Source organism: Marinobacter guineae, assembly GCF_002744735.1.
In the GTDB taxonomy this organism is placed as follows: Bacteria; Pseudomonadota; Gammaproteobacteria; order Pseudomonadales; family Oleiphilaceae; genus Marinobacter; species Marinobacter guineae.
In genome coordinates, this window is the sequence record NZ_KZ319339.1 from 1311316 (window position 1) to 1323718 (window position 12403).

The following is a 12403-nucleotide window of genomic DNA, read 5'->3' on the forward strand; positions in this document are numbered from 1 at the left end:
CATGCTACCCCTTTGAAACCCTCAAGGGCGGCATACATACCAGTAGTTCTGGAAATCGTGTTCCAGCTCATGCACGTCGATATTCCGGACGCCCGCCTCACCAAAATACCCCAGCGCTTTCTCCCTCCCTCACATGGCTCCGAGTCCCTCGCCATCCTGCGCCAGGGAAACGGTCATGCAGTGCATGCAGGAAATGGTGTAAAGCAACGGGCCGATCGGATGGTCCCTGTCACTGTGATGATGGCTTGACCCCTTGATATCCTGGGCCAGATAAACACCGTCGTCAGTGAGCGCTTGGCGGATGCCCCGCAACACAGCAAGAGGGTCCTTCTGGTCGTGGACGGCATCGAATGTGGTGATCAGATGGTAAGGGCCGGGTCGCTCGCTGTGTTCAAGGCCACTGACGTCAAATACCCGGAAGGTTGTGTTGTCGTTCCCGAGCGCCCTGGCTTCCTGGCTAGCATACCGGACGGCATCCCCGGATATGTCGTACCCGGTAAACTGGCTGTTCGGGAAGAGCCTGGCCAGCTTGTTCAGTGCCCGCCCCCTGCCACAACCGACGTCGAGGACCCGAATACCTCGTTCCAGACGTTCGATAAGGCCTGGTACGAGCGGGAGAATATCTGTTTCCAGGGCAGGAACAACAGACTGACCACTGTCCTCGGCCATAACCTCGTGGAAGCGCTCGAAACGTTCATAGGGGACGCCGCCTCCGTTGCGAAAGCAATGAACAATGTCATCCTCCACCGAGCCAAGCAGCGGAATATACTGGGCAAATACCGCAATGTTGTCTGTCGGTGCCTTCCGGCACAGGCCGGCAGCGTGTTCCCGGGGCAGGTAGTAGGTTTTTCCTGCGGGATCATTCTCGACAATGTTGCCAACGGTCATCGCTCCTAGCCATTCCCTGACGTATCGCTCGTCAAGGCCGGCCTTTTCCGCAATCTGAGCACTGATTGCAGCTGGCATCTCAGCCATGGTGTCGAAAAGTCCGGTTCGGTGGCCCACCGAGAGCATCAGAGCCCGCGAAAACCGGGACAGACTTATTCCCCCCCAATTTGTCCCGGTTATCGAAAACTGCAGGCAATATCACTTATTCGACCTGATTTCCGTGATTCCAGACTCCCCAAAACACCATAGCGGCAACCACCACCATCGCCACCGAGAGCGATGACAGGGCTATGGCAATGAGGCCTTCTTGAACTGCCGAACCCTCGAAGCCCGCAGCAGCTATGGGCATCATTGATCCGCCTGCACCGACAAACCCGGCAGCCAGCGTGGCCAGCCAGTTGGTGTAGGTACCGAATACCGCAAGACCAAATGCGATTCTTTCGGCAGTGCGCCCCAGCCGAAGCTTGGGCCAGATCACCCCCAGCACAATCAACACTACTCCGTTCATGATGCCTTCAAGGTGGCTCGACAGCCCCATTCTGGCATTCTCCATTAACGGCAGTAGAAACCCCGTTAACAGCCCCATGAGAAACAGGATGATACCGAGTTGGTACAGTCTGCGCTCGCGGTTGGTGACGGCCGACAGAGATGCGTTATTCATAAGTTACCCCCCTCCTGAATGTAGTCAGGGAGACCCGTCCCCGACTCGCGTTCCACTCATTTTAAGAATACACTGTGTATATTCAATACGAGAGAATATCCCTCGTTCGCGCACCTGTCAATATTGGGTATACAGCCTGTATGTCGATTAATTCCCCGAAACGTAGCTACCGAAAAACCGCCCGGGCAAAACAGGAAGAACAGACCCGGCAACGAATTACCGAAGCGGTCGTTGAGTTACACCGAACGGTCGGACCAGCGCAGACAACCATTAGTGACATTGCAAACCTGGCGGGTGTCGGCCGCGTGACGGTGTACAAACACTTCCCTGATGACTCCGCGATGTTTCGTGCCTGCGGTGATCACTGGATAGCCGATAACCCACCGCCGGATTTTGCTCAGGCACTCGCAGAGCCGGATGAGTTAAAGCGGGCTGCCGGCGTGCTCCGATTGCTTTACGACTACTACCGCCGTACCTACGACATGATGGGAAAAGTAATGCGGGATGCGAAGACAATGCCCGCCCTGGCGGATGTGGTTGAAAACGGATGGATGAAGCTGCTGCGAAGTCTTGAGGACTCGTTGATGCCAGCTGGGAAGCAAAGCGCCAGCGCAAAACGTTATCGTGCAACGCTCCGGGTAGCTATGGATATCGATACCTGGAGTACAATCTCCAAAATGGGTCTTGATGACGAATCGGCAGCAGAGCTGGTGTGCCAGTGGCTGAAGGAAGAATGACAATGCTTTTTAGAGCCGTGACACCAACGGTTGCTTCGGGCCTTCTGATCATCGCCAAATGGGAAAACCGGTTTTCCAAAGCCATGATCTAGCGCAAAACAAAAACGAGAAGGATCAAGCATATCGTGATATTCAGAACCCAGATGAGCAAAGAAACCCGTCGCCGCTGGCTCAAGCGCTTGAATGGACTAGTCATAGTTGAACCGCTCCGACAGGATACGATGAGAGGGCGTTCCCCTCTTAATCAAGTGGTCTTCAACGACATCCATCATGATCGCCGGCCCGCACATCACAAAGACCCATTCGCTGAACTCTTGCTCTGAAAAGACGCGATCTATCAGCGCTGCATCTATAAAGCCTGTCTCTCCGTGCCAGGTTTCTGGCGGTTCGGACAGCACGTAGACCACGTCCTCCGGATCCAGCTCTTCCCGATAGGCAATCTGATCGATCACCCGATTTCCATAGATCAACTTCACCTTGCGCGAATCGTCGGTCAGGCGCATTTGCCTGAGTATGCCCAGCAGCGGAGCAAGGCCAACGCCACCTGCGATGAGAGCGACCCCGGGTTCAGCGCGACCATCGACAGAAAGATTGCCATAAGGCCCGTCAAGATAAGCGACTGTTCCAGTTTTTATCTGGCCAATGGTTCGTGTGAAGTCGCCAAGCTCTTTGATCATGAAAGATATTTCCGGTCCGGCCGCCGGCGCTGAGGAAATGGAGAACGGGTTTTCTTTCATCGAGAATGGGGGGTGCCCCACGTTTAGCCAGGCGAATTGCCCAGCTTTGTAATCAAGACCACGATGACCGTCTGGCTCCACGGTCACTTCCCATTGTTTTGGCGTCAACCGGACTACGGAGGTCACCCGCCAGGGACGGGCCTTCTGCAGAAGGGGAACCAGCAGGTAGACAGTCAGTAGTGACCCAACAGCCACGCCTGTCATTGCCAGCCACACCCAGCTCATCACCGGCTGCGAGCCGTAGCGCCCGGCATACACGGTATGATGCAACAGAAGAACTGCGATCAAGAGCGCGCCGACCCCGTGTAAAAGGCGCCATGTCTCGTATTTGAAGTCCAGCTGGGTACGCCCGATGGCCAGCAGCACAAGGCTTGGAAGAAGCAGGTAGGCGGCAATGCCTGTCGACAGAGCGGAAAAATCAGTCGTGATGGTCAATTCGCGCGTCGGGTCCCATGGGCGTTGACCACCTGACGGCGTCCCCTGGTAAAGAAACGGGTGTAGCAGAGCAAAGACCAATGCCGTGCGAGCCATGATCTGGTGAAACCGCATGGTCACATCCAGTCCAACGCCATTTGAAATGGCCTTGAAACGGCCGGACAGAATGAATTCCACGAGGACCATCGAGAAGGCCAGAATGCCAAGGCCAGATGCCAGTTCCTGGTGGAACTGGCGTGGCGGCCCTCCGACCCACGCGGACAAGATCAACGGCAATGTGATAGCGACAAGGTAAGCAACGATCAAAAACAGTAGTTTCATCGGTCTAGCCTGTTTCGCTTCTTCTGGCCATGCAATCTAGTCTTCCACAGAGCCCCTGGATTTCAGGAAGTGCACCACAGGCTAACACCGGTTAGCCGCCACCCCAACACTAATGGTTCATACCCTGATAACAAAGTCGTCGTAATCCAGACGCACCTTGGTTAATCCGGCGGTATGATCTCTTGCACTGCGATGACCCAGCGCCACAATGGCGCTGGTCTCAAGGCCTCGCTCTTTCAAACCCAGCACTTGGTCGTAAGCGCTGGCATCAATGCCCGTCATTGGACAACTGTCGATGGCCATCACTGCCGCCGCCGACAGCAAGGTTCCCAGCGCAATGTAGGCTTGCTGATGGGCCCACTGCCTTTTCTCCAACTCCGATTTTGACGCCAGAGCACCTTTCATATGGGCGGCATACCCTGCAACTTCTTTTAAGCTGCTACCGCGGGCCTGAAGATGTCGCTCGATATACCGATCCACGGTGTCATCGCCGATCCGGGTCTCAGCTGCGAAAACAACCAGATGGGAACATTCCCTCACCTTCTGCTGGCCGAAAGAATGCGGCAAAAGGTCTCTTCGAACGGACGCCGATTCGACGAGAATCACCCTATAGGGCTGCAACCCGTAGGACGAAGCGCTTTTACGGGTTGCGTCCAGGAGCGATTCAACGGCTTGATCTTCCAATGATTCCGGAGAGAATTCCCGGGCGGCATAACGCCAATCCAGTGCAGCATGAATATCCATCAGTCGACCTCCCTGTATGGGATGGCCACAGGGCGCAACGGTGCAGCGCCTTTGGGTGTGTGAGTCATCCACATCTGAAAGTGCGGATCACCTGCAGCCTGCCAGCTGGGCATACCAATAAAATACTCAACGCTCAGATCGTAGGCACGGGTAGGGTTCAGATTGGCAAGTGCAGCCATTCTGGAGTCGACAGTCATCATATTCAGTCGACCTATTTCATCGTCGGGACCCCAGGGACTCGACGCGACATCAGCAGCGCTGGCCATTGCAGGCGCCACTGAGGCCGACAGCATGAGGGCAGCAAAAAATGGAATCTTGGTTTTCATAGAGTGGTCCTCCTCAGGTTCGGACGTTCACTCTATGAAATGGCTGGCAGCCGATAAACGGAAGGAAAAGAACTTAATAATTTCCTTTTCGGAAACAATAAATCCGTGAATTTTCTTCATCGGCCCAGCAAGCTCTATTCCCAATAGGGCCGATCTCCCAGATGCGCATCAAGATGATCCACCAAGAGCTTTACCTTCGCCGGCTGCTTGCGCCCCGGGGGAAATAGTGCAAACACCGTATAGGGCTTTGGCGGGAAATCATCCAGCACGGGTGTCAGAGCTCCGCTCTCGATATCAGGCTGCACCAGGAAGCGCGGCAGGAAACCAATCCCCAAGCCGTTCAGCAGGCTCCGGCGCATAGCAAGGCTACTGTCTGTGCGGAAATTGCCAGATACCACCACTTCCTCGTCACCCAACGCCCAGACCCTTGGCTTTTCGTGGAGCGTGTAGGTCAGGCAGTTGTGCGCTGCCAGATCGGCGGGCGATTCTATCGGGGGTGCATTATCAAGATACTGCGGCGCAGCACAGACAATGTTTCTGGATGTCCTGAGCGGCCGTGCCAACAGGCTTGAATCGGCCAATAAGCTGCGTACCCGGATCGCGATATCCACGCCCTGCTCCACCAGGTCCACCATACGGTCGCTGAGCTGCAGGTCGACATCAATCTCCGGATAGCGCATCAGAAAGCTGTCGATAGCCTCCGTGATATGCGTCAGGCCGAAGGACATAGGCACGTTAATCCGAATGGTTCCGCGGGGCTCCGACTGAATGCCCCTGGCTTCCAGCTCCGCGTCTTCCAGACCATCCAGCAACGCCTGAGTCCGTTCAAGAAAAGCCAGGCCAGCGTCTGTGAGATGCATTCTGCGCGTCGTGCGATTGATCAGCCGGGTGTCGATGTCCCGCTCAAGAAACGCAATGTGCTTGCTGACCGTCGCAGCGGTGATATCCAGATCATCGGCCGCTTGGGTAAAACTCCCCAGTTCCGCAACGCGACGGAACACTTTCATGGCAACAAGCTTATCGGTAGCCACCGCAGACTCCTGAATATTCCTATGACATTCGCTGGCGATAATTTCCAATCTGGAATGAGTATTGTTCGGTTCGCTCCAATTATCAATGCAATAAATCCATTCACACTCATGATCACTGGTTTCAATCCAACAACATGGAGCAGGCCAATCATGATCACGCTAGCGCAACGTAGGGCCTTGCCGCCCCAAGTCATCGTCTGGGGCCTGTTGATGACCAATGGATTTTTGATCGCCCTGATGCTCGCCCTCGCCAAGTCGGCGACGTCCTACGGCATGCCCGCCATTACCTATGCGTTCTGGCAGACCTTGATTGCCGGGATCGTTCTTTTGCTTTGCACTGGAAAGCTCCGGGCAATGGTCGCACGACGGCTCACCACATACTTTCTGATCAGCAGCCTAACGGGCATCGCCATACCCAATGCCATCGGCTTTTATCTGGTCACCAGACTTGGCACCGGCTATGTCGGCATCATGTACGCCCTGCCACCGATATTTACTTTGCTGATTGCCACAACCATGGGGCTGGAAAATCTTAATTGGAAAAGGCTGACGGGGCTAACAATTGCAGTGTCCGCATGCGCGTGGATCGTAATTCAGCGGCACTCTGAAGTCAGCCAGACAAGTCTGCTCTGGTTTGCCCTTGGCCTCGTCATCCCTGTGGCGCTGTCGGTCGGCAATATTTACCGTTCAGTCGCCTGGCCGGGTCAAACCAGCCCCATGACACTTGCTGCCGGCACGCTGCTTACATCAGCAATCTTCCTCGGCATGCTCGCAAAACTGACGGAAACATCCCTGATCATGGCAGGTTTTCGATCTCCACTTCTGAGCATTGTGGTTATGCAGGGTTTTCTTACCGCACTCACTTACTACTGCGCCTTCGAGGTCCAGAAGCGATCCAATCCGGTGTTCTACAGCCAACTGGGTGCGATTGCCGCCGTGTTTGGGCTACTCATTGGTGTAGCGTGGTTTGATGAGCGCTATTCACTGGGGGTCTGGCTCGGCGCTCTGGCCGTTATTATTGGGTTGCGTATGAGCAATCGTGCGTCGCAAGGCTAGGCAAACGCCGGTATAGTGCAACCATGAACTACCCCAACGCATTGTCTGCCTAACCGAAGAAACCACAGCAACCGTCTACGCCGTCGGAGCCGTTGCCGCGGAACCCCACTTTCATCAGGGCAGGTATCGAAACCTGGAGTCTGTGGCCCGCCATGCACTGGGGTACCTTCGTACTCACTGACGAACCCATGGACGAACCACTCCGTCGACTGCGGTTGGCGTTGGAGAAACAAGGCACCAATGAATCGGATTTTCGGGTGATGCAACACGGGGAAGTGTGGTCGCCGCAGTGATAGGCGGGAACGCGAGTTCAGAAGTACCCCAACAGCCTGCCAAGGACCAGCACACTGATCCAGACTGCCAGGGACAGAAAGGCCCCTGCCCTCAAGGCTACAGGCATGGGAGCCTCCATCGGGAGGCTCCGTATATCCTGTTGCTTTAACACCCGCCCCAGAATTAACGCGTTCAAGACGCCCAAGAGAACGAGCACGATCTTCGCCTGGAACAACGGCGACCCGGCGTAGTCCGCGGCCGCTGTGGCGAATAACAGTACGCCGCAGACAACCGCCAACCCCAAACCAATTGCCGATGTAATTCGAAGCACATCAACAAACACCATCACGGGGTAGTTGCGCCAGAGCCCCAGCAAGCGCAAATCCAGCGGCACAATGCCGCCAACCAGCATGGCAACCCCGAGAATATGCCCGGCATTTACCAGCGGGTACATGAATGTGGAGTTGCGCAGGGCCGAGGCAAAGGCCAGATTCTCGACTGAGACCAGCGCTTGCTCGATCATCCCCGGGCTCAGGACGTACGGTCGGGATACAAATCGTAGTCCTTCCCGTCGATCACAACCCGTTCGGCCTTGACCAGACGTTCGCCTTCTTTGGCGGAGCGATGACCATGCACGGTAATTTCCCGGCCCTGGATCAACATCTCTTTGCTGAGCCCAACCCGGTCGTTACGCCAGGGCTGACCAACTTCCACAACCCATTCCTCGCTATCCACGCTTATGGTGACCTCGCCATGGGGATTACCAAGGCGCACAGATTGAATGACACCGGTGATTTCAAATTCCTCGTCGGTTGCCCAGGCCCAACCATGATGAGCCTGCGCGGCAGAGGCAGCGAGAAAAGCAGCAAGAACAGCTGAACAGAGCAGATAGGTAAAACGAAACTGAGGCATATCCAATCCTCTTATCGCGGTTCTGTCAGGGCAATCGCTCACGCACTTCATCATGCCCACTCAAATGTACGATAGTTCCATTACACCAGACTATGACAGGTACGCCAGAGATTCATTCCCCCGCGATAAGGAAGAACAACGACTGGATATGCGGCTTATCTTTGCAACTCGTCCAGTTTTATTTGCCCTTGGATAACCATAAATGCGTTCGGACTTTCGTTCTGTTACAGACATTTAGTGTCCGGCTCGATATTCTGAAGCAGCGTGGGCACAGACCGTTATGATGGCTGGCTGGTTTCCGGGACACAGGATTTGCGAATGGTTTGGAACTACCGTTTCGGTGGAATGATTCTAACGGGAATGCTGCTAATCAACGGGCTTTCCAGCGCCCATGCCTGGGGCGAACCGATCACTGTCGTGACGGAGCACTCGCCTCCAGGTGAATACCTCGATGAAAATGGCCGCGTCACCGGCGCTACCGCCGAACTTGTCCGTGAATTGATGAAACGTGCCGGCGAGCCGAGTGACATTACTCTGCTTCCATGGGCGCGGGGCTATATGATGGCCCGAAGAGGACCAAATGTAGCATTGTTTGAAACCACCCGATCAGAAATGCGGGAACACCAGTTCAGATGGGTCGGTCCAATTAAGCGCATAACCGGCGGTTTTTTTGTCCGGCGCCAGGATGGTATTTCAATAGAGACATTGGACGATGCGCGTGATCTGGATGGTGTTTGTGTGTATCGCGGCAGCTCTGGCGGGCAATTACTGAAGGCTCTGGGCTTTACTAATCTGGAGCAACCCACCCGGTCGGCGCAGTGCCTTGAAATGCTGATGCACGGTCGCGTCGATACCTGGATGACCAGCGACATTGCCCGTTTGCCGATATTTGCCGAAACGGCTTATTCAGAGAACGAAGTCAGACTGGCCTATGCCACCTCGACGAAATACCTGTACATTGCGATGTCCCTGGATACGCCGGATTCAATTGTCGAACTCTGGCAGGAAACCCTTGATCAGATGAAACTGGATGGCACGCTTGCACAGTATTACCGGGGCACTTACCCCGATGAAATGATCAAGGCGCTTAGCCAGCCAGGACACCCCGATCTTCCCTGGCTGGACTCAGGGCAGGCAGTTCAATAATTTCTCCAGCCACACGGTCCTCGCTCACCTCCAACCGCCCCCCTCTAATCCTTCAATGATGCCCACCCGGCCCATGCGCATGACCGTGCGCGATCTCTTCCGGATCTGCCGCGCGCACTTCGATGATTTCGATATCGAAGCTCAGGGTTCTACCGGCCATCGGATGGTTGGTGTCGACATCGGCAAACTTGTGGCCGACCTTGGCAACCACCACATGGCGCGGGCCCTGCTCGGTTTGCACCTGGGCGATCATGCCCGGCTTCCAGCGTTTGGCACCCATCAAATGCTTGATCGGCACCCGCTGCACGGCATCGGCCTTGCGCGGACCGTAGGCTTTTTCCGGAGTGATGGTGACACTGAAGCTTTCGCCGGCGTCGCGCCCTTCCAGGGCTTCTTCCAGGCCCTGGATAATGCCGCCGTGGCCATGCAGGTAGGCATTCGGCTCACCGCTTCGGGAATCTTCAACGACGTTGCCTTGTTCATCACGGACGCTGTAGTGGAACAGGACGACTTGGTTCTTTTCGATTGGCATAGGGTTCTCTGCGACGGTTAAAGGTACGCCATTATAACCAGCAGCGGCGTTGACTGCAGGACGTGAAAACAAGGACAGGAAAACGGAGCTTACGCTTCATTCGCCTTACGATAGTGACCCTGATAATCAAAAATCCGTTCCTGCACCTGCCAGTAGTGCTTTTGCTTACGGGCAATCACAAAATCCGGCACCGGCAACAAGCCCTGCATCTCAAGCACCTCACCCACCCTGCTGAACACTTTCGGAGCCTGACTATTGGCGAAACGACGTCCAAACAGCTTGTTAAAGACGTTGCGCTGGCCCGGCTTGCTGAAATCAAACGACTCGATGAGCTCCTCCCCATCTTCACCGTGATAGGTGATCCTCAGTTTGCTGCCACCAACACTTAGCGTGATCCCGGCGCAACGGATCACCATGGCATCCTTGAGTTTCAGCGCATCTCTAAGCTGATCATCCGGGTCGATGATGGCTTTACGGCATTGGTGACAGTTGCGGGCCGCAATATCATTCTCGCCACCGCAATGTGGGCACTCCTTGAAACGGAAACGGTAATCGCACTGTTGAGGGCGCCCGTTCTGTTCGGCAGGTTTATCCCCTTCAGCAGGCTCCAGCAGCCCCTGGCAACGGCGCCCGTAGTGCTCGATCACACGGCCGTCATCGTCGGTTTTGCCCCAGAAGATATTGGCAAAACCACAGCCCGGGCAGAACACCTGCACCGGCTCACTGTCGGGGTTCGGTTTGGGCTCCCCAACCTCCGGGTGGTGCAAATTCACACTGTTGCCCGCGTAATCAACCACCAGACAGTCCTGTTTGCCTTCGTCCAGACGAAGCCCGCGGCCCACAATCTGCTGGTAGAGGCTGACCGACTGGGTAGGACGAAGAATGGCGATAAAGTCCACATGGGGCGCATCAAAGCCCGTGGTGAGCACAGACACATTCACCAGATACTTCAACTGCCGCTGTTTGAAGCGCTGGATCAGCAAGTCCCGATCCTTCAGATCGGTCGCGCCAGTCACCAGGGCGGTCTGGTGTTCCGGCAGATAACCGCTGATCTCCCGGGCATGCTCCACCGTTGCCGCAAAAATCATCACCCCCTTGCGCTCAGCCGCCAGCTCCATCACCTGCTCAATGATGGCGCGCGTCACACGCTTATGTTTGCTCAGCAGCTGGTTGACGTCCTTCTCGGCGTATTCGCCAAAGCGATCCTGAGGCAGCGCGGAGAAATCGTATTGCGCCACCGCCGCGTTCACCAACTCGGGCCGGGTGAGATACCTCCGATTGATCATGTAGCTCAACGGCAGCTCATAAATGCAGTGCGCAAAGGGCTTATCCTGTTCTTCACTAAAGCCACGAACAAAACCCCGGTAGTGATAGCGATAGATCCAGCCCGTGGCTAAACGGTAGGGCGTGGCGGTTAGCCCGAGCACTTTGAGGGAGTCATTCTGTTGCCGCAGCAGCTCGATGATTCTTTGATACTGACTGGTTTCCTCACCACTGACCCGATGGCACTCATCGATGATGATCAACGAGTATTCATCACTGAACTGGTCCAGATTCGCTGAAACAGACTGCACACTGGCAAAGGTCACCTGATGGCGGTTTTCCTTGCGTTTCAACCCGGCGGAGAAGATGCCGCCCGTTAACCCGTAACTCTGGTATTTGGAGTGATTCTGCTCCACAAGCTCTTTCACGTGGGTCAGCACCAGAATCTTGCGTCGGGCAAGACGGGCCAACTCGGCAATCACCAGGCTTTTACCGGCACCGGTTGGCAGCACGATGACGGCAGATTCGTCCGATTTGCGGAAATGGCTTAGCGTGGCATCCACCGCTTCCTGCTGGTAAGGGCGGAGCTTAAAAGGAGGGCTCATTTTTCAGGGCTTAATCGTTTTCAGGGTAAAAAGGATGCAGCGCATTGCGGCCCTCGTCTTCTGCAATGCACAATACCAGATTGGAAGTGTGGGCCGTGCGCTGGAAAGCCACTTCAGTCAAAAGCTCGTACTTTTATGATAGAACAATCGCCCACAACGAAACCAGGAGGTCAGCCCATGGCAGACGACGATACGCTGGAAGCCCTTAAAACCGCCTTCACCTTCATGCCACAGCCGGTGGAAGTGAACCGGTTTGAGTATGGTGACGACGCAGACAGGATTCTCGCTCAGGTGAACTTTGTCCGGGAGGTGCTGGTTGGGCATGGTATCGATCCTGAGGAAGTGGCTGACGAGATCAATCCGGACGCCGCCCCCAATTCCTGCTATTAGCAAGCCCCTTATGACAGCGAAGGTCAGAACCCGGATTCTCTTTCACTCCAGACACCTCAGTATCTATCTGGTTCGATACCCGGAAGGTCACAAGGTCGTACCGCACGTGGATATGGTGTCCGAGGGGCGACTGTACAAACTTAACCTCGTGCTGGTAAAACCCAGAGCCGGTGGCCGTTTCCTGTGTGAAAAGAACATTTTCAACCTGGCCGGACGACTCTATCTGTTTCGTCCCGACCTTTACCAACACCGGGTCTCAAGAATCGAGCGAGGAAATCGGTGGCTACTGAGCTTCGCGTTGACCCGAAGCTGATGCCCGAGGATGGTCGCTGGCTGGCCAACCTCT

At 55.4% G+C, this 12403-nt stretch carries 16 protein-coding genes; 6 read left to right on the plus strand and 10 right to left on the minus strand.

Features of this window, described 5'->3' with window-relative positions:
- Nucleotides 1-129 precede the first annotated feature (129 nt).
- Nucleotides 130-1014: a class I SAM-dependent methyltransferase gene (locus CLH62_RS06050; protein ID WP_407657762.1), complete on the minus strand. Its 885-nt coding sequence runs from the start codon at nt 1012-1014 to the stop codon at nt 130-132.
- A 76-nt stretch (nt 1015-1090) separates the two neighbouring features.
- The gene (locus tag CLH62_RS06055) at nt 1091-1549 is read right to left on the minus strand and encodes a styrene oxide isomerase (protein ID WP_099617205.1); all 459 of its coding nucleotides are present in this window, start codon (nt 1547-1549) and stop codon (nt 1091-1093) included.
- A gap of 140 nt (nt 1550-1689) precedes the next feature.
- Between CLH62_RS06055 and CLH62_RS06060 the strand changes: the two genes are divergently transcribed.
- On the plus strand, nt 1690-2286 hold the full coding sequence (locus CLH62_RS06060; RefSeq protein ID WP_099617206.1) for a TetR/AcrR family transcriptional regulator: 597 nt from the start codon (nt 1690-1692) through the stop codon (nt 2284-2286).
- Between the two features lie 188 nt (nt 2287-2474).
- On the opposite strand, the gene CLH62_RS06065 is transcribed toward CLH62_RS06060, so the two are convergent.
- From CLH62_RS06065 to CLH62_RS06080, 4 genes are all read right to left on the minus strand, one after another.
- Nucleotides 2475-3779, minus strand: coding sequence for a ferredoxin reductase family protein (locus CLH62_RS06065; RefSeq protein WP_099617207.1), 1305 nt, complete (start codon nt 3777-3779; stop codon nt 2475-2477).
- 117 nt (nt 3780-3896) lie between these two features.
- Complete coding sequence (locus CLH62_RS06070) at nt 3897-4523, minus strand: NAD(P)H-dependent oxidoreductase (protein ID WP_099617208.1); 627 nt, start codon at nt 4521-4523, stop codon at nt 3897-3899.
- Nucleotides 4523-4849 carry a hypothetical protein gene (locus CLH62_RS06075; protein WP_211285659.1) on the minus strand — a complete coding sequence of 109 codons (327 nt, stop codon included), beginning with the start codon at nt 4847-4849 and terminating at the stop codon, nt 4523-4525. The genes CLH62_RS06070 and CLH62_RS06075 overlap by 1 nt, the downstream gene beginning before the upstream one ends.
- 134 nt (nt 4850-4983) lie before the next feature.
- Complete coding sequence (locus tag CLH62_RS06080; protein ID WP_099617209.1) at nt 4984-5880, minus strand: LysR family transcriptional regulator; 897 nt, start codon at nt 5878-5880, stop codon at nt 4984-4986.
- 150 nt (nt 5881-6030) lie between these two features.
- Here CLH62_RS06080 and CLH62_RS06085 point away from each other — a divergent pair, with 150 nt between their 5' ends.
- Nucleotides 6031-6936 (plus strand): DMT family transporter, encoded by a 906-nt coding sequence (locus CLH62_RS06085; protein WP_099617210.1) that lies wholly within the window; start codon nt 6031-6033, stop codon nt 6934-6936.
- 152 nt (nt 6937-7088) lie between these two features.
- Nucleotides 7089-7229, plus strand: coding sequence for a hypothetical protein (locus CLH62_RS06090; RefSeq protein ID WP_228152779.1), 141 nt, complete (start codon nt 7089-7091; stop codon nt 7227-7229).
- 17 nt (nt 7230-7246) lie between these two features.
- Here CLH62_RS06090 and CLH62_RS06095 read toward each other — a convergent pair whose 3' ends face one another.
- Both CLH62_RS06095 and CLH62_RS06100 read right to left on the minus strand, forming a co-directional pair.
- Nucleotides 7247-7732, minus strand: coding sequence for a DUF6644 family protein (locus CLH62_RS06095; protein ID WP_099617211.1), 486 nt, complete (start codon nt 7730-7732; stop codon nt 7247-7249).
- 8 nt (nt 7733-7740) lie between these two features.
- Nucleotides 7741-8121: a DUF6152 family protein gene (locus CLH62_RS06100; protein ID WP_099617212.1), complete on the minus strand. Its 381-nt coding sequence runs from the start codon at nt 8119-8121 to the stop codon at nt 7741-7743.
- A 318-nt stretch (nt 8122-8439) separates the two neighbouring features.
- Here CLH62_RS06100 and CLH62_RS06105 point away from each other — a divergent pair, with 318 nt between their 5' ends.
- A complete protein-coding gene (locus tag CLH62_RS06105) occupies nt 8440-9267 on the plus strand; it encodes a substrate-binding periplasmic protein (RefSeq protein WP_099617213.1) in 828 nt (275 codons plus the stop codon).
- Between the two features lie 52 nt (nt 9268-9319).
- Here CLH62_RS06105 and CLH62_RS06110 read toward each other — a convergent pair whose 3' ends face one another.
- Nucleotides 9320-9799 (minus strand): FKBP-type peptidyl-prolyl cis-trans isomerase, encoded by a 480-nt coding sequence (locus CLH62_RS06110; RefSeq protein WP_099617214.1) that lies wholly within the window; start codon nt 9797-9799, stop codon nt 9320-9322.
- Between the two features lie 89 nt (nt 9800-9888).
- Nucleotides 9889-11667 (minus strand): DNA repair helicase RadD, encoded by a 1779-nt coding sequence (locus CLH62_RS06115; RefSeq protein ID WP_099617215.1) that lies wholly within the window; start codon nt 11665-11667, stop codon nt 9889-9891.
- Between the two features lie 177 nt (nt 11668-11844).
- On the opposite strand from CLH62_RS06115, the gene CLH62_RS06120 reads away from it, so the two are divergent.
- On the plus strand, nt 11845-12057 hold the full coding sequence (locus tag CLH62_RS06120; protein ID WP_099617216.1) for a penicillin-binding protein: 213 nt from the start codon (nt 11845-11847) through the stop codon (nt 12055-12057).
- Between the two features lie 10 nt (nt 12058-12067).
- Nucleotides 12068-12370, plus strand: a complete 303-nt coding sequence (locus CLH62_RS06125) for a 2OG-Fe(II) oxygenase (RefSeq protein WP_099617217.1) — start codon at nt 12068-12070, stop codon at nt 12368-12370.
- The last annotated feature ends 33 nt before the right edge of the window (nt 12371-12403 follow it).